Origin of the sequence: Micromonospora sp. NBC_01392 (genome assembly GCF_045040125.1) — a bacterium.
Lineage (GTDB): Bacteria > Actinomycetota > Actinomycetes > Mycobacteriales > Micromonosporaceae > Micromonospora.
Map to the genome: position 1 here is coordinate 3,137,253 of NZ_CP109549.1, position 16,594 is coordinate 3,153,846.

12 protein-coding genes are annotated in these 16,594 nt (G+C 73.4%); 6 read left to right on the top strand and 6 right to left on the bottom strand.

Going from position 1 to position 16,594, the window contains the following annotated elements; all coding sequences use genetic code 11:
* The first annotated feature begins 89 nt into the window (after window positions 1-89).
* Genes OG767_RS14065 through OG767_RS14090 form a run of 6 tightly spaced genes read left to right on the top strand, consistent with a single transcriptional unit; the run spans window position 90 to window position 6,252 of the window.
* Window positions 90-1,085 (top strand): hypothetical protein, encoded by a 996-nt coding sequence (locus OG767_RS14065; RefSeq protein WP_405093795.1) that lies wholly within the window; start codon window positions 90-92, stop codon window positions 1,083-1,085.
* Window positions 1,082-1,594, top strand: coding sequence for a hypothetical protein (locus tag OG767_RS14070; RefSeq protein ID WP_405093796.1), 513 nt, complete (start codon window positions 1,082-1,084; stop codon window positions 1,592-1,594). The genes OG767_RS14065 and OG767_RS14070 overlap by 4 nt, the downstream gene beginning before the upstream one ends.
* A 43-nt stretch (window positions 1,595-1,637) precedes the next feature.
* A complete protein-coding gene (locus tag OG767_RS14075; protein ID WP_405093797.1) occupies window positions 1,638-2,075 on the top strand; it encodes a type II toxin-antitoxin system RatA family toxin in 438 nt (145 codons plus the stop codon).
* Window positions 2,068-2,904 carry a hypothetical protein gene (locus OG767_RS14080; RefSeq protein ID WP_405093798.1) on the top strand — a complete coding sequence of 279 codons (837 nt, stop codon included), beginning with the start codon at window positions 2,068-2,070 and terminating at the stop codon, window positions 2,902-2,904. Before OG767_RS14075 ends, OG767_RS14080 begins: the two co-directional genes overlap by 8 nt.
* A gap of 20 nt (window positions 2,905-2,924) precedes the next feature.
* The gene (locus OG767_RS14085) at window positions 2,925-5,558 is read left to right on the top strand and encodes a phosphoenolpyruvate synthase (RefSeq protein WP_405093799.1); all 2,634 of its coding nucleotides are present in this window, start codon (window positions 2,925-2,927) and stop codon (window positions 5,556-5,558) included.
* The gene (locus tag OG767_RS14090; RefSeq protein ID WP_405093800.1) at window positions 5,551-6,252 is read left to right on the top strand and encodes a dTMP kinase; all 702 of its coding nucleotides are present in this window, start codon (window positions 5,551-5,553) and stop codon (window positions 6,250-6,252) included. Before OG767_RS14085 ends, OG767_RS14090 begins: the two co-directional genes overlap by 8 nt.
* A gap of 17 nt (window positions 6,253-6,269) precedes the next feature.
* Here the strand turns inward: OG767_RS14090 and OG767_RS14095 are convergent, their stop codons facing one another.
* The 6 genes from OG767_RS14095 to OG767_RS14120 form a co-directional block, all read right to left on the bottom strand.
* Window positions 6,270-6,614, bottom strand: a complete 345-nt coding sequence (locus OG767_RS14095) for a LysR family transcriptional regulator (RefSeq protein WP_405093801.1) — start codon at window positions 6,612-6,614, stop codon at window positions 6,270-6,272.
* A 717-nt stretch (window positions 6,615-7,331) separates the two neighbouring features.
* Window positions 7,332-9,122, bottom strand: a complete 1,791-nt coding sequence (locus tag OG767_RS14100) for an extracellular solute-binding protein (RefSeq protein ID WP_405093802.1) — start codon at window positions 9,120-9,122, stop codon at window positions 7,332-7,334.
* Window positions 9,123-9,208: 86 nt separating this feature from the next.
* A complete protein-coding gene (locus tag OG767_RS14105) occupies window positions 9,209-10,570 on the bottom strand; it encodes a serine/threonine-protein kinase (RefSeq protein WP_405093803.1) in 1,362 nt (453 codons plus the stop codon).
* A gap of 101 nt (window positions 10,571-10,671) precedes the next feature.
* Entirely contained in the window at window positions 10,672-14,067 is a 3,396-nt protein-coding gene (locus OG767_RS14110; protein WP_405093804.1) for a S8 family serine peptidase, read from the bottom strand.
* 45 nt (window positions 14,068-14,112) lie between these two features.
* Complete coding sequence (locus OG767_RS14115; protein WP_405093805.1) at window positions 14,113-15,351, bottom strand: hypothetical protein; 1,239 nt, start codon at window positions 15,349-15,351, stop codon at window positions 14,113-14,115.
* Window positions 15,348-16,520, bottom strand: a complete 1,173-nt coding sequence (locus tag OG767_RS14120) for a ThiF family adenylyltransferase (RefSeq protein WP_405093806.1) — start codon at window positions 16,518-16,520, stop codon at window positions 15,348-15,350. Before OG767_RS14120 ends, OG767_RS14115 begins: the two co-directional genes overlap by 4 nt.
* Window positions 16,521-16,594: the final 74 nt, after the last annotated feature.

Below are 16,594 nucleotides of genomic sequence, written 5' to 3' on the forward strand. Positions count from 1 at the left end.
CGTGTCGGCGGCGATGTTACCGTCCAACCGACCACGGCGACATGCCGTCGAATCGTGGCCGACATGTCACCGCGGCGTCGGGAGCGGGGATGCTGAAACAGGACACCGATATACGGAGCGCGTTGTCGAAGGTGGGCATCACGCTCGCGCAATTGCGGGACACGGGTGGGAGTGTGCTGGCCGATGGCCGCGCCTATCTGGTCGGCTCGCTGGCTCAGGGGTTCGGCAACGGGGGAAGCGACGTCGATATCCACGTGTTCGACGAATCCGCGCACCCGAACAGCGCCCCCTATCTGTTCTTCGTCGATCAGGTGCCGGTCGACATCGAATTCTTTCCCGCGGTCCGGGTCGCCACGATGGTCGCCGAACTCGGCCGTGCGGCGGTGCACACGGAGGTCGGGCGGATCGCGCTCCACCCGGCACCGCGTGGCCATCGCAAGATGTGCCTGTCCCGCTGGATGACGGCGGTTCCCCTCGACCCCGCACACGGCGCGCTGTTGACCACCGCCGACGCCGCGGTGATCCGGGCGCATCTGCTGCGCCACAGCGTCGAGCTGACCGTGCTGTACGCGGCGCTGGCCGAGTTGGCCGAGCTGGGTGGCGCGAACCCGGCGGGGCTGTGGGGACACAGCGGGCGGGCGCTGCTCGATCTGTTGTGCACCGCACGTGGCCTTGCACCGATGGGCGCCAAGTGGCTCCCGGCGCGACTGCGTGCGGCCGGGGTCGACGACGCCGTACGCCGATCGTTCGCCCCGGCCACCCTGGACGACTGGGTCGCGGCCGTCGCTCGACTGGTGTGGCCGATCGACGACCCCCTCGCCCTGGTCGAGCTGCAGGAGTGCACGATCGGCGAACCGGTCCCCCTCGGACGGCGGGCGATGACCGTGACGCGCTACCACCGGCTGCACGGCGGCGAGCCGCCGGTCGGCGGGTGCCTCCGGCAGGTCGTCGCGCAGGCCGGGGCCCGGCGGGTCCTGGCGTGGATACGGGCCGGGCTGGTGCGTCCCGTTGTCGACCCGGCCGCGCTCAACCACTCCGCCCGCAGGTCGCCGACCGACGCCGGGCCCGAAGGAGAGCCGCGATGACCCAGGCGCCGGAGCGGGACACCTGGTGGGTGGCCAACCGGGCGGCCCCCGCGACCTACGTCTACTTCACGTACGTGCAGAGCTCACTGGGTGACATGGATGCCGCGACCGTCGACCGTGACTGGGAGACCGTCGTGGCGGCGGCGGCCGAGGCGGTGACGTCGATCGGGTACTGCCTGCTGGTGCTGCGGGGCCTGGAGGGCAACACCTACGACGGCGAGGTGGCGATCCACCTGGCCGACGCCCGCCCCGGCGATCCGATGGCGGAGGTCGAGTCGACCCGCCGGTCGCTGCCGGAGGCGGTGGGCGCGTCGCGGGAGCAGGCCGAGACGGCCCGCGCGGCGGTGCGGAGGCTGACCGATCTCGTCGTGGCCGAACTGCCGTCGGCGCTGCCGACCGTACGCGCCTCCGACGGGTTCTTCCCCAGCGTCCGCATCGCCAAGGACTACGAGAACCTGCGCAAACGGCTCGGACTACCGCCTCTGGACTGGATCAGGTGGCTGCACTGAGAGCGTGTGCCGCCGCGAGCCGCCGTCGATTGCGAGGAGTGTCATGCCGCATGTGATCACCCGGACCGTCTGCGCCGCAGGTGTCGACGCGGTCTGGGCCAAACTCAAGGACATCGAGTCCTATCCGACCTACATGACCGTGGTCCGGTCGGTGGAGATCGAACGGGAGCTGTCCGACGGACGCCGGGTCAGCTCGTGGTCGGTTCTGCTCAAGGGCTCGGTCCTGGAATGGCGTGAGGAGGAGGTCGTCGACGAGGCGAGCCGAACGCTGTCCTTCGAGCAACTCGACGGAGACATGGACGTGTTCACCGGGCAGTGGCGGGTGACCGCCGAGTCGGGCGGGACGGTCATCACGATGGAGGCCACGTTCGACATCGGCATCCCGCTGCTGGCCGAGATGCTGAACCCGGTCGCCGAGAAGGCGCTGCGGGACAGTTGCGTCCAGATCGCCTCGGCCGTGGGCGCGCAGGCGCATGCCTAGCGGGGCGGTGGGCCCGTACCTGGCCGCCCGGTTCCCCGTACCGCTGATGGTGGTGGCCGCGCTTCCCGGGGGCGCCGCGGGTCTCGCCCACGGCGGCGCCACGCCCGCCACCCTCGCCGCGTGCGCCGCGGGCACGATGCTGCTGTTCCTGGCGCAGCGGCTGGTGGACGACATCGACGACTTCGACCGCGATCGCGCCCAGGGCCGGCTCCCGGAGCGGGTCACCCGGGCGGGCATGGTCGCCGGCCTGGTGCTGACCGGCGCCCTGGCGCTGCTGCTCGGCCTGCCCGGACCCGCGGCCGTGCTGACCGCGGCCGTGGCGTTGACCGGCATGTGGGTGGGCCCCCTGGTGGCGCGTCACCGGGCGCTGCGGCGGCCGGTGCTGCTGTTCGTGCTCTACGAGAGCGTGCCCCTCGCGATCATGGTCTTCCCGTCCGCACGGGTCGCCGCCGACGCCCCGGTGGCGTGGGGCGCCGCGCTGACCGTCGGCGTCGTGCTGTGGTGCGCCTACGAGTTCTGGAAGTTCTCCCGTAAACCCGGCGACTCCGGCTACACGCCCTTCGACCTGACGCCCGAGGGCCGGGTCCGGGCTGCCGCCGTCATCGCCGCCGTCGGCGCGGCGGTCGCCGCCGTGGCCGGCCGTACCGGTCTGCTGAACGGTCCGGTGTCGGTCGCCACCGCGACGGTCGCGGGGCTGTTCTGCCTGGCCGCCGCCCACCAGGCCGGGATCCGCGACCGCCGCGGTCTCCCGCCACGGTGGTGGCCGGGCCTGCCGTTGCTGGTGATCCTGCCGTCGGTGGTGGCGGTGACCGCCGCCGCCACGGTCTGAACCCACGAGAGCGAGCCGCGATGCGAATTCTCCACCCGGGCATGCCGGTCGCCGAGGTCGCCGCACTGGGCGGGCGCAAGGCCGCCGGACTCCGTGACCTGCGTGAACTCGGCCTAGCCGTGCCCGACTGGCGGGCGCTGCCGGTCGACGCCTTCACCGAGCACCTACGACGCTGCCGGCCCGCCCGGGGCGAAGGCGAGCCGAGCCCGCCCGGAGACCCCGAGGAGGCCCGGCGAATCCGGAAGGCCATTCTGACGCACCCCCCGGCCCCGCAGGTGAGGGCGGCGATCCGGCGGATCGAGGACGAGTTGGGTGACGGTCCCCTCGCGGTCCGGTCCTCGGGGCTGGAGGAGGACGGCGAGGCCACCTCCTTCGCCGGTCAGCACGAGAGCTTCCTCAACGTTCGCGGGACCGACGCCCTGCTGGACGCGGTCCTCGGATGCTGGGCGTCGGCCTTCTCCGACCGCAGCGTCAGCTACCGCGCCCAGCACGGCATCCAGGCGTCCCCCCGAGGGCTGGCGGTGGTCCTCCAGCGTCTGGTGCCCGCCGAGGTCAGTGGCGTTCTGTTCACCGCCAACCCGCTCACCGGATCGCGGACGGAGCGGGTGGTCAGCGGCACCTGGGGTCTCGGTGAGGGTCTCGTGTCGGGCGCCGTCGACGCCGACACGGTGGTGCTGGACCGGGCGGGCGCGGTGCGGTCCGTCGTGCTGGGGGACAAGTCCGAGCGGTACGTGCCCGCCGACGGCGGCGGCGTCTCACCGCACCCGGTGGCGCCGGCCGACGCCGCGCAGGCGTGCGTCGACGAGGGCCTGCTCAGGCGGCTCGGCGCGGTGGCCGACGTCATCGACGAACGGTTGGACACGCCGCAGGACATCGAGTGGGCCGTCGCGGACGGCCAGCTCTGGGTCCTGCAGTGCCGGCCGATCACGAGCGCGCTCGACGCTCCGCCAGGACAGATCCGCACCTGGGACAACTCCAACATCATCGAGAGCTTCCGGGGTGTCACCTCGCCGCTGACCTACAGTTTCGCCCGGCGCGTCTACGGCGAGGTCTACCGGCACTACGCCGCGTCGCTCGGACTCGACCGCACCGCGTTGGACCAGGTCGAGCAGTGGACCCCGTACCTGTTGGGCTACTTCGACGGCCACGTCTACTACAACCTGCACAACTGGTACCGCCTGGTGGGCCTGGCGCCCTTCTACGACAACGGCCGACGCAACCTGGAACTCACCCTGGGCGTCCGCGAGGCGCTGGCGAGGGAGGTGGCGGAGTCCCTGGTGCCGTACGAGCCGGGCGCGGGGCCGGCCCGCCTGCTCCGGATGGCACGTACCCGGACGGTCTTCGCCTGGCGCCTGCTGCGCCGCGACCGGATCGTCGCGCGCTTCCTCACCGGCTTCGACGCGGCGTTCGCGGCGTACGACGCGGTCGACTACAGCCGCCTGCCGGGCGACGAGGTGCTGCGCCGCTATCTCGCGCTGGAGCGCGACTTCGTCACCCGTTGGGGTCCGGTGTCCATCACGGACCAGGCCATCGGGGTCTTCTTCGGTCTGCTCGCCCACCTCACGCGTCGTTGGCTGCCCGACGCGCCGCCCTGGCTGGCCTGGGCCGCCGCCGGGCCCGGCAAGGTCGTCTCCGTCGAGCCCGCGGAACGGCTGGCCGAGTTGGCCGAGCAGGTTCGGGCCGACCCCGCGCTGGAGGCGTTGGTGCGCGACACGGAGGGGACAGCGACCCGGCAGGCCCTCGCGGACGCCGGACACCACGCGTTCCTGACCCGGATCGACGCGTACATCGACCGCTTCGGGTATCGCAGCGTCGACGAGCTGAAGCTGGAGGTGCCCGAACTCTCGCACGATCCCGCCTCGTTCTTCGCGCTGCTCACGACCGCGCTCGGCGGCGGCGAGAAGCGGGCCGCCGCAGACATCGCGCCCCATCTGCGGGGCCTCGGCCCGTTCCGCCGCCTGGCCTACCGCTGGGCCCGCACCCGGGCTCAGCGCGCCTTCGCCGCCCGGGAGAAGACCAGGTTCTCGCGCACGATGGCCTTCGGAGTGGTCAAGCGGATGTTCCGCGCGCTGGGTGCGGACCTCGCCCGGTCGGGCCGGCTGGCCGCCCCGGCCGACGTCTACCTGCTCACCCTGGACGAGGTCATCGGCGCCTACGAGGGCACGCTCGTGGAGTCCGACCTGGCCGGGATCGTCGCCCGTCGGTCGGCCGACCACGCCCGCGGTGTGACCGCCCCCGAGCGTTTCACCACGACGGGCGCGGTGTATCCGGCGTCGGGCGGGCAGCAGTGGCCCGAGGACGTCGACGACGCCCCGGCCATGGGTCCGCGGGACGAGATGGTCGGTGTGGCGGCCGGGCCGGGAACGGCCACCGGCCCCGCGATCGTGGTGGACACCCCGCACGGCGTCGACGGTCATGTGGTCGTCACGTACCGCACCGACCCCGGCTGGGTGGCGGTGCTGCCGTCCGCCGCCGCGCTGCTCATCGAGCGCGGCAGCCCGCTCACCCACGTCGCGATCGTCGCGCGGGAACTCGGTGTCCCCACCGTCGTGCAGATCAGGGACCTGACCAGGCGGGTCGCGGACGGAACCCTGCTGGAGGTCAACGGCTCCACCGGCCGGGTACGAGTGGTGGAGCCGGCCGATCATGGATGAACGGGGCGCGGCCGGCCGGTTCATCGCGTTCGAGGGGATCGACGGCAGCGGCAAGACGACCACGGCGGCGCATCTGGTGGGGCTGCTGCGTCGTTCCGGGGTGCCCGCCACCCTGGTCGCGCACAACAGCACCGATGTGGGTCAGCCGGCCGTGTCGCAGTACGTCGCCGAGTTGCTGTCGTTGAAGCAGCGGACGCACTCGTTCGACTACGCGTCTCTCGGCGCGGTGCACTGGGCGCTGATCCGTGCCAGCTACTACGCCCTGGTCGACCGTTTCGTCGTCGGGCCGGCGTTGGAGCGGGGTGAGGTGACGGTGGCCGACGGGTGGTATCACAAGTTCATCGCCCGGGTCACCGCGGCCGGGCACGCCGACCCGGAGGCGGTCCGATCGATCTTCGCCCCCGTCCGCCGGCCGGACACGGTGTTGCTGCTGGACACCGCGCCGGAGGTGGCCGCCGACCGGAAGAAGGACATCAACGACGCCGAGTACGGCCCGGCCCGCCGGGGCACGGGCACCCGCTCGGTGTTCGCCCGGTACCAGCTCCGGGTCCGTGGCGAGCTTCTGCGCATGGCCGATCCTCGGGCCTGGCAGGTGATTCCCACGGAGGACCTCGGACCCGGGCAGGTCGCCGCCGCCTGCCTCGACGCGCTGCGCGGGCAGGGCCTGCTGGCGGAGGGGTCTCGCGTACGGTGACGACGACGGTGTTCTCGCTAGGTGTGCCCGCCGTCCGGGCCGCCGCGGCGGGAGTCGGCCGGGCCCGGCGTGCGGAAGCCGAACGGCGGTCCCGTCGTGGCGTGCGTCATGTCGGCGACCTTCTGCCGGGCCTCGACGAGCGCGACCTCGATTTTCTCCACCGCCGCCAACAGCGCCTCTCCGCCCCGGGTCGTGGACACCCGCCGCGTCGTACGCGTGAGCAGCGGGACGCCCCAGTCCTTCTCGAGACGCCGGATCCGGTGCGAGAGTGTGCTGGGGCTGACGAACAGCAGGGCCGCCGCGCGCGTGAAGGACCGCTCCCGAGCGACGATGCGGAACGAGTGTAGGGCCTGCCAATCCACGTGAACCCCCTCGAAAAACGGAAGACGGGCGTGTTCGAAACTCGTCAGGGCGGGAGAGATGCAGGCCGCGGCCCGGTCGGCATCCGGATGGCGACAATTCGGTCCGCCGGCGTTGAAATCTTCCGGGCGCACACTTCTTGCAGGAATGGATTCCGTTCGGAGTGGTACGGCGACCCGGGTTTGACGGGTCGTGGAGGTGCTACCGTCAACGACCGTGTTCCTGGCTGATGGCCATCCTTGCACCACTTCCTCACCGGTTGTTCAACCCGCAGAGGGCATTGGCCCGTCAGCCGCGGACGTATTTTGAACAAGTGCGAGCAATTGCTGCGACTGACCGCCGCCTCGTTACTTCGGCTGATCCGAGTCTTGCATGAATGGAAGGCGTCCGGCCATTCCACTTGCGTATTCTTGTGGTTACTCACGGCAACCCCGCCGGATTGCCGGGACGGCCGGGTCCGGGAAGCAGGCGCATTCGACCGCGGGTGCCGTGCGGGAAATGTCGCTTAGCAAGGTCGCCTGCGCGGCCGGATATCGGAGTTCGCAGAGCGGCGGCCGGAAAAGTCGCCGGATCTCGTACACGTCATTCGAGTTCGCGGCGGCCTATGCGTCGGCGACGTGCCGGCCTTCCTCGGTCGCCGGCCGCTCCGGCGGGTGAGACGTCTCTGCGGGCGTTGCGCCCTTCGGCCCTGTGCGGGCGGGCCGGGCCGCGGGGCAGCGTCAGAAGCTGCTGACCAGCTTCACGAACGCGTCGTCGATCGTCGCCGGATCGGTGGCGTCGAAGGCCTTGCCGGACGACGCCTTGGCGATCCGGTCCAGGGTGGTGAAGTCCGACTCCCGGTCGAAGGCGATGCAGAACACCTTGACCGGACGCTGCGGGTCCAGGGCGACCTCGGCGAGCAGGCGGGCCAGGTCGTTGTCCGGGCCGTACTCGTTCTTGCCGTCGGTCAGCACGACGATCGCGTTGATCCGCTGGGGGTCGTACCGGTCGAGCAGGTCCCGGTGTGCGGCCCGGACCGTCGCGTAGAGCGCGGTGCCGCCCTCGACGTGCAGGCCGGCGATCTTGCTGTTGATCCGCTTCTGGTCGAACCCGCCGAGCGGGACCTCCGTCCGGTACGGGCTCTTCGGCCGCTTCTTGGTCTCCGAGGAGAACGACCAGAGCCCCACCCGGTCCTCGGTGTTGAGCAGCGCGAGGCCCTTGCCCGCCGCCGCCGAGGCGACCTGGAACCGGGTACGGGTGCCGACCATCGCCTGCATCGACCCGGACGTGTCCAGCGCGATCAGGATGTTGGCCTTCTTGCGGAGCGTGCGCCAGCCGTCCAGCATCGCGCCGACCACCTGCGGGTCCGGGGGCTCGAAGTAGGTCAGTCCGCCGCTGGGCTCCGCGCCGACGCTGGCGAGCAGTTCCGCCGACGCCCGGCGCTCGTGGTCCCGGAAGCCGAGGCGGGCGAAGCTCTCCTGCTGCGCGTCAGCGGTCAGGAACGCCTGGAAGTCGGCCGCCGCCGCGCGCTGCCGCTCGTCGGCGGAGGGCAGCACCACGAACGGGTGGTCCAGGTTGAACGTGCCCTCCTTGGGATGGATGGCGACCAGCGGGACGTTCGGCCGGCGGCCCCGCTCCTGCCCGTCCTGCCGAGGGCTCAGCGCCCCCGTGTTGTAGAGGTCGACCAGCTCCTCCTGCAGGACGATGGCGCTCATGTCGTCGGTGCTGCCCGCGCCGCCGGCCAGGTCCGCCTCGGCGAGGTTGCGCAGCAGGTCCACCGAGTCGTCGCTGTAGTGCGACACGTTGGCCTCGATCCGGCGGACGAACTGGGTGACCGCGGGGTCGGCCAGGTCGGCGCGGGTCAGGTCGCTGGACCGTCGCACCGCCGCGTAGTAGGTGGCGATGGTCGCGGCCAGCCCGGAGGTGGACAGGTTGGGGTTGTCCTTGCCGAAGGTGAAGCGGCCCCACTCCGGCTTGCCGAAGCCGGCCCACCCGTCCCGCCCGGACAGGCCCAGGATCTCGCCCCAGCCCAGTGGCCCGCGCCGGCGTACCAGCTCGGCCTTGGGCTGCGGCATCGCGATCACCAGCGGGCTGTTGGCGATCGACGGGTAGCGGTCCGGGGTCTGCGGCGCCCGCCCGGCGGCCTGGTCGAGCAGCCGGAGCTGGCCGGTCCACAGGCTCGACGTCGGCAGCCAGACCTGCGGTTGCGGCAGGCCGGTGCGGGCCCAGTCGGTGGCCAGCGCCTCGGTGGCCTTGCCCGAGTTCAACGCGCTGACGTGCACCTGGGCGCACCCGCCACCCTCGATCGACCGGTTGCCGCGGTTGTAGCGCTCGGCCAGCTCGACCAGCAGGTCCGCCTTCTCCGTCGAGGAGTTGACCTGGAGGGTGGTGGCGCAGTCGGTGCGGGCCCCGGTGCTGCCCGCGTCGCGCTGCCGGACGAACACGAACGCCCCGGCGATGACCACCAGCCCGGCGGTGACGGCGGCGGTGTAGGGCAACCACTGCCGCGTACGCGTAGCGGATGGGGTCATCGGGGCGTCCTCCTCGGCGGGCGGCTGGTGGCAGCCAACCTATCGATGCGGCGCCAGCCCGCGCCCCGGGGCCCCACCGCACCGGGTCACCCGTGGTCGGGTCGTCCCCCGAGCGCGGTCGCGATCAGTAGCCGGACCAGGTAGACCACGACGAAGGCGCCGGCCCCGACCGCGGCGGCCGGGCCGATCGCGCTCGACGCGACGTAGCCGGCGGCGGCGCCGGCCGAACCGAGGAAGAGCGCGGTGGAGATGCCCCAGGCGTCGAGGGCCTCACGACGCAGCCGCCGCAACGCGCCGTCCGCGCCCGCGCCGACGCCGGGCTCCGTCACCGGCGGTTGCGCCGGCTGGGTCGCCATCGGCGGGTATGTCGGCTGCGTCGCCACCGGCGGGTGTGCCGGTCGGGTCGCCATCGGCGGGTGTGTCGGCTGCGTCGGTCCGGCCCGGAACGGCGTTGTCGTCGGCGGTGCCGGAGTCGTCGGCGGTGTCGGAGTCGGCGTTGGGCGCGGGTGCGGTGCCGTCGGCGGGACCGGGGGAAGCGGGTGGTTCGGCGTCGGCGCGCCCGCGGTCTCGTTGCCGGCCTCGAGCAGGCTCTCCCGACGCAGCGGCGCGGTGACCGTGGCATCCTGCCGGAGCAGCCGCACCAGCACGCGCTCGGCGTCCGGCCGATCCGCCGGATCCTTGGCCAGGCACACCCGGATCAGCTCGTCCAGCACGGGCGGCAACGGCGGCAGCTCGGGTGGATCGTGCAGCACCCGGTGCATCACGGCGAAGAGCGAGTCGTTGCCGAACGGCGGCCGCCCGCCGGCGGCGAAGGCGATCGTGGCCGCCCAGGCGAAGACGTCGCAGGGCGGACCGACCGCGTCGTTGCGGAACCGCTCGGGCGCCATGTACGCGGTGGTCCCCATGACCCGGCTGGACGCCGTCTCGGTGACTCCCAACGCGCGGGCGATGCCGAAGTCGATCACCCGAGGACCGTCCCTGCCCAGCACCACATTGTCCGGCTTCAGGTCGCAGTGGACCACACCGGCGCTGTGGATCGCGGCGAGCGCGGTGACCGTGCCGACCGCGAGCCGGTGCAGGGCGTTGCCGGCCAGCGGGCCGCTCTCGCGGACGTGCCGGTGGAGCGTCGGGCCCTCGATGAACTCACTGACCACGTAGGGCTGCTCGCCGTCCACCTCGGCGAAGAGCACCTGCGCGGTGCAGAACGGAGCGACCCGGCGCGCGGCGGCGATCTCCTTCACGAACTGCGACCGCGCCCGTGGATCACTCAGATCGACGTTGACCATCTTGACCGCCACCCGGTCACCGGCGTCGTCCTCGCCGAGGTAGACGACCCCCTGCCCACCCGCGCCCAGCCGGCCGACCAGCCGGTAGCGGCCGGCGGTGACCGGGTCGTGCGTCCACAGTCTGGCCAATCCTGGCACCGGCGGGCCGGCCGGTTCTGACATCCCGACTCCATCAGTGTCGTGCCCGGCCACCGGCGGCGCAGGACACGGTCATCGTGCCATGTCGCCGCCGGTGACCGGAGACGTCCGACCACGGGTGGAGATCAGCGCTGGCGGCGGGGCTGCGCAACGACACGGTCCGGGCGTGCGTCACCCACCGTGTACGCGTACGGCACCGCCGCCACCTCCGTGCCGAACCCGGTACGCGCGTCGAACGCGGTCACCGTCAGCGAGCCGGCGACCCGTCGCCCGACCGGCCCGTCGGGCGTGAGGGTCACCGTGACCCGGCCGCTGTGCCCCGGCGCCAGCGTCAACGGCGCGTCCGGCCCGGTCACGCCCTCGACCACCCGCCGCCAGTAGCTGCCGGTGGACGACGTGGCCCGCCGGTCGGGAAGCCGGGTCAACGCGGTCGCCGCGCAGTCCACCCGGGCCGTCGGCTGGGGCGTGGCACCGAACGGGCCGGACCGGTTGGCGTTGCAGATCCAGGTGGTCGCCGCCACCTCGACCGAGGACACCAGCACCTCCGATCGGCGGCCCGAGGTGCCGGCCAGGTCCGGGTCCCCGACGTAGTAGCCGTTCTCACCGTAGGGCTGCGTGTCGAGCAGGTGCGGCAGTGTCGAGTCGGCGGTCATCCGCAGCTCGGTGGTGCCGGTCGGAACGGAGAAGCGGGGGTAGACCTCGGTCCCGGTCACCGGTGTCCGGTAGGTGGCGGACGCGACCGGCCGCAGCGGTACCTCGCCGACGGCGTCCAGCCGGGCGTCGACCAGGTAGGACGCCGGGGCGACGCCGGTGTTCGTGATCGTGAGCGTGGCCCGGGCCGGCGTGCCGGCGGGGAGCACGCCACCCGCCGGCACGCCGGTCGCGGCCACGGGTGGCGGGGCGTACGCCACCCGGCCGTGGAACGGTTGGCTGGTGCGCGCCGTGGCGGTCGGGGCGGTGAGCACCAGCACCACGGTCCATCGGCCGGCCCGCGGGGCCCGCCGGACCAGGTCCAGGCGGGGCGGCGCGGTGGCCCCCGCGGAGCGGGAGCTGCTGGCGGCGAGCGGCATGCCGTCCGGGTCGACGAGCAGACCCCACACCTCCAGGCCGGGATCGTCGCCGACGGCCACCGACACGGCCAGCGTCGGTCTCCCGGCGGGCACGTCGAGTTGAAAGCTGCGTCGCTGCCCGAGCAGGGCCCATCCGGCCAGGGCGCCGTTGCCGCCGGAGAAGACGCCGCGGAAGCTGCCGCCGGAAGGGCCGGTCGGCACCAGCGTCCGCAGGCCCAGCGGAAGCGCCGCGTACCCGGTCGCGCCGGCGGTGACGGTCACCGCGGCCACCGCGTCACCGGCCTCGGCGGGCAGACCGACCGGGAACCGGACGGTCCGCGTGCCGCCGGCCGGCACCACAGCCGACGGGCCGGTGCGGGTGTGCAGACGCAGCGCGGTGATGTCGTACCGCACCGCGCCCACCGGCGGGGAACCGTCGTCGCGGGTCCAGATCGCCACGCTCCAGCGGCCCGGCTGCGGGCGGGCCACGGTCGCGGCCGCGTATCCGCCGTTGCCCAGCGGCAACGAGTAGCCGGCGAGTCGTCCGGCGGGGTCGAAGACGCTCACCGCGACCGGGGCGGTGTGCGAGCGGGGGTCCCAGGCCGCCGCGGCGTGGAGCTGGTCGGTTCCGCCGGGCACGGTGACCGGCACCCGGCGGGCGTTCGCCGGCACCCCGTCGGAGTCGGCGAACGTCTCACCGGCGCCGGCGGCGGGCGTCACCCGGCCGGCGGCCAACCGGCGGGCCGGCGCGGCGGACCGCAGGGCGACGGTGACGCGGCGGGCGCGCGGGCCCGGGTTGGTGACCCGCACGTCGACCGGCGTGAACCGTCCCGGCGCGCCGGTGATGCTCGCCGTCGAGGTGGTGACGAGCAGCCCCGCCGCGTCCCGGCCGGCGCGTCGACCGGCGTCGGTGGCGGGGGACCGGCCGGCCGGCGGGTCGGTCAGCGCGGCGGCCAGGCGCACCGCGGCGAGCGTGTCGACGCGTCCGGCGCCCTGCTGGCCGGCCGGCTGCCGCAGGTCGGCCGCGGAACTCATGAGGATGTGTTTGACCCGCGCCGGGGTCGGGGTGGCGCCGGTGTGCCGGCGTACCGTCTGGATCACCAGCGCGGCGGCGCCGGCCACGAACGGCGCCGCCGCGCTGGTGCCGCCGAACAGGAAGAACGGGCTGGGGGTGCCGCCGTCGAAGAAGGAGACGCAGCTCTGGTAGCGGGTGGTGTCCGGGGAGCAGGCGGCCCAGCCGGTGTCGCCGGGAGCGACGAGGTCGACCGTGCGCGGTTCGGTCTGGGCGGTGCCGCCGGAGCTCAACGCGGACACCGAGTCGGACCGGTAGCCGCGTCCGAGCGGGGCCCCGCCGTAACCGAGCTGGTCGTAGGCGCGTAGTTGGGTGCTGGCGCCGACGGCGACGACGTCCGGGTCGCTGGCGGGTGAGCCGAGGGTGTCGTCCGGTCCGGCGTCCCCGGTGGCGACCACCACGGTCACGCCCGCCGCGACGGCCGCGTCGTTCGCCAGCCGCAGGGCGTTGGCGGCCGTGTCCGGGTAGCCGAAGCCGACAAGCGACTCGTTCAGCACGTCCACGTGTTCGTGGAGCACCGCCCACTCGATGCCCCGCATGACCACGGACGTCGGCGCGGCGACGTTGCTGAACACCTTCGCCACGTGCACGGTGGCCGCCGGCGCGACGCCGAGGATCCGGATCGGGCACGGGGTGGCCGGGCGGTGCACCGGGTGGGCGTACGGTCCGGCGTCGTGGACACCGGCGCCCTGGGCGGCGATGACGCTCGCATCGCCGAAGGACTCCAGGATGTACGAGGGGGCGTCCAGGCCGTCGCCGGTGAAGTCGGCGTACCCGGCGACGACGGACCGGCCGTCGCGGACGAACTCGGGCGCGTTCGGATCGATCGGCCCGCCCAGCACCCCGACGCGCACCCCGGCCCCGTCGGCGAGGTCGTGCGCGCCGGGACCCTGGACCGATCCGACGGTTCGCGTCACCGTCAGCCCCTCCGGTTCGATCGCCGGCGGTTCACCCGGGCGGGCGCAGCTCCGCCCCCCGTCCCCGACGGCGACCGACGCGGACGCGGGGCGGGGCGCGCCGACCGGGGTGACCGGTTGGCGTAGTCGTAGCTGACGGTCGGGCAGCACGGCGCGTACTCCCGGGCGGGACGCCAGTTCCGCGGCGGCCCGCGGCGGCAGCGTGGCGGCGATGGCGTTGACCAGGCGCAACGGCTGCACCCGGGTGGCGCCCGCGCGGCGCAGTTCGGTGAGCATCGGCTGCTGCCCGGCGGCGATGCGGGCGGTCCGGTCGGCGAGCCGCCGGCCCGAAGCGGTGTCGTGCTGGTCGGCGAGCACGACGATGACAGCCTGGGCCGGCCCGCCGGCCGCGACCGCCGGCGCGGCCACGGTGCCGACCGGGACGGCGGCCAGGGCCGGCGTGAGGAGCGCGGCCAGTACGCGGCGCGGCGCGGTGAACAGCACGATGATGTCCTCGCTTCCGGGGGAGGGCGGCGGTGGGCGAGCCGGTCAGGTGGCGGTACGGCGTTCGGTGACGACGACCCAGCCGAAGGTGGCCAGTTGCAGGGCGACGAGCGCGAGGAAGCCGACGCCGTTCCAGAAGGCGGGCCCGTCGGGCGGGGCGTCGAGGCCGTCGACGGCCAGGCTGACCATCGTGACCATGGCGGGCACCGTCAGGGTCAGCAGCGCCACGGTCACCAGGAGCGACCCGAGCAGGTAGCACGGCGCGTACCAGCGGATGATCCGCAGTTCCCGCGCCGGCACACCGGCGAGGTCGTGCGCGGCGGCGCGGCCGACCAGCCGTCGGGCCCGGTCGGCCAGCCAGCGCCGGGTGTCGCCCATCAGGTCACCCAGCCGCAGCCAGTTGCCCAGCACGAAGTAGATGTCGGTGCGCATGAACACCAGGAACTGGTAGACCACCGACAGCGTGAGCGTGTAGACGATCCCGCGCACCAGCCGCTCGTGCACCCCGGCGAGTTGCAGCAGCAGACCGGCCGACATGAGCAGCAGGTCCCAGGTCAACCCCGCCAGATAGGGGGCGTAGCGGCGGCGGCGGGGCACGGACCGAACCGCCGACATCTCCGTCTGCGCCACCAGGAACCACAGCCGTCGACTGATGGACAGTCGTCCCGTGACGCCCAACGCCCGCACGGTGGCCGCGTGCGCCAGCTCGTGCAGCAGCACCAGGGTCCAGGCCACCGCCGCGACGACCAGCGCGTTGGCCAGGACGCCGTCCAGGAGGAACGCGTCCGCCGGGGTGGGCCGCAGCCGGGGAACGAACGCCAGCAGCAGCGGCACGGTCAGCCAGCCGGCGACGTAGAGCAGCCGCATCGGCGGCGCGAGCAGCCAGGCGACGCGCCGCGGCGACAGGTTCGCCAGCAGCGCCAGCCCTCGCCGGGGCGCGGCGGCGCCGGTGCCCGGTCCGGCGCCGGTCGTCGACGCGCCGGCGCCGGCCGGGCCGTCGTCCGCGCCCGGTGCGGCGTCGGCCCGCACGAAACCGCAGGACGCGATGCCGTCGAGGAAGTCGGCGAGGTCCGGCTCCGTTCCGTACCGCTCGGTGAACCGCCGGCGGACCTCGCCCAGCGGGAGCCCTTCGCCGAGCCACCGGACGAGGTCGACGCCCTCGACCGGCAGCTCGACGAAGTCGCCGGTGTCCACCCGGCCGACCTCGCACACACCGTCCTCGCTCTCGCCGATGTGCAGCGGATACAGCCGGACGACAGTGGTATCGGCGAGCGTGCTGGTCACGTCGCGGCTCCCGACGCGACCGTGTCCCGTACGCCGGGGGCCGAGGCGCCGGGGCGGGGCACCCGGCCGTGCGGGCCGCAGGCGGCGCAGTCGTCGAGCAGCGTGCCCTCGGCGAACTGCGTCTCCATCCGGTGCACGTCCACGACGAGCTTGCGGCCGACGATGACCGGTTCCGCCATGCCGGTGAGGTACTTGACGGCCTCCAGGGCGGCCAGGTTGCCGATCATCCCGGCCATCGGCGCGTTGCACGGGTTGATGGTGCGGTCACCGATCACCCCGACCACGTACTCGGCCATCGGCGTGTACTCCGGGTGGTTGGCCGCGGCGTCCTGCTCGACGCACTGGAAACACGCGGTCCGGTAGGGCACGTGCAGGAAGAGGCTGACCGTCAGCCCGTCGTTGGAGCCGCGCATCCACGCGGTGCCCTCCCGCAGGGCCGCCTCGTTCAGCCACTGGTAGAGCGTGAGCCGGGGGCGGTCCGCGGCGCAGATCACCAGGTCCCGGCCGGTCATGCAGGCGCGGGCGGCCTCGACCCCGTCCACCCGGGCGTTGCGTCCACCGACCCGGACGTGCGGGTTGATCTCGGTCAGCCGACGGACGGCGGCGCTCACCTTCGGCTGCCCGACGTCGGCGTCGGTGTAGAGCACCTGCCGGTTGAGGTTCATCAGCTCCACGTCGTCGTCGTCGACGAGCAGGATGTCCCCGACGCCGATCGCGGCCAGGCTCATGGCCACGTACGACCCGAGGCCGCCGATGCCGAGCACCGTGACCCGGGCGTCGCGCAGCCGGAGCTGGAAGTCCGCCGCGGTCAGCGGCGGCTTGTGGAAGTAGGAGAAGAACTCCAGGTTGCGCCGGTACCGTTCGCGTTCCGCCGCCGGCAGTCGGGCCGGCGGGGGCACGGCGGCGTCCTCCACGAAACCCATGTCGATCAGCGCGTCGACGGACGCGTCGACGTCGGCGGCGGTGATGCCCGGCTGGTGCTGCGCCATCGCGTCGGCCAGCTCCGGGCGGGTGCGCGTGCCGTCCATCAGGTTCAGCAGACGCCAGGTGTTGCCGTGCTCGTCGTCGACCATCTCCGAGGCGATGCCGTAGTCGCCGCCGCCGATGCGGATGCGGCCGTCGCCCAGCGGGATGGGGGGAAACACACTCTTGATCCGGGGTCGCCTCATCCGTACTCGCTCCTTCGGGTGTTGCCGGGGCGGCGGTCGCCCCGCGGCGTCGAGCGGTCCTGGCCACCGCCGGA

Bases quoted from the DNA above. Each gene is read 5' to 3' on its own strand.
- OG767_RS14090 (WP_405093800.1), top strand. From the start codon at position 5,551: ATGGATGAACGGGGCGCGGCCGGCCGGTTCATCGCGTTCGAGGGGATC.
- OG767_RS14120 (WP_405093806.1), bottom strand. From the start codon at position 16,520: ATGAGGCGACCCCGGATCAAGAGTGTGTTTCCCCCCATCCCGCTGGGC.
- OG767_RS14065 (WP_405093795.1), top strand. From the start codon at position 90: ATGCTGAAACAGGACACCGATATACGGAGCGCGTTGTCGAAGGTGGGC.
- OG767_RS14080 (WP_405093798.1), top strand. From the start codon at position 2,068: ATGCCTAGCGGGGCGGTGGGCCCGTACCTGGCCGCCCGGTTCCCCGTA.
- OG767_RS14100 (WP_405093802.1), bottom strand. From the start codon at position 9,122: ATGACCCCATCCGCTACGCGTACGCGGCAGTGGTTGCCCTACACCGCC.
- OG767_RS14085 (WP_405093799.1), top strand. From the start codon at position 2,925: ATGCGAATTCTCCACCCGGGCATGCCGGTCGCCGAGGTCGCCGCACTG.
- OG767_RS14105 (WP_405093803.1), bottom strand. From the start codon at position 10,570: ATGTCAGAACCGGCCGGCCCGCCGGTGCCAGGATTGGCCAGACTGTGG.
- OG767_RS14070 (WP_405093796.1), top strand. From the start codon at position 1,082: ATGACCCAGGCGCCGGAGCGGGACACCTGGTGGGTGGCCAACCGGGCG.
- OG767_RS14075 (WP_405093797.1), top strand. From the start codon at position 1,638: ATGCCGCATGTGATCACCCGGACCGTCTGCGCCGCAGGTGTCGACGCG.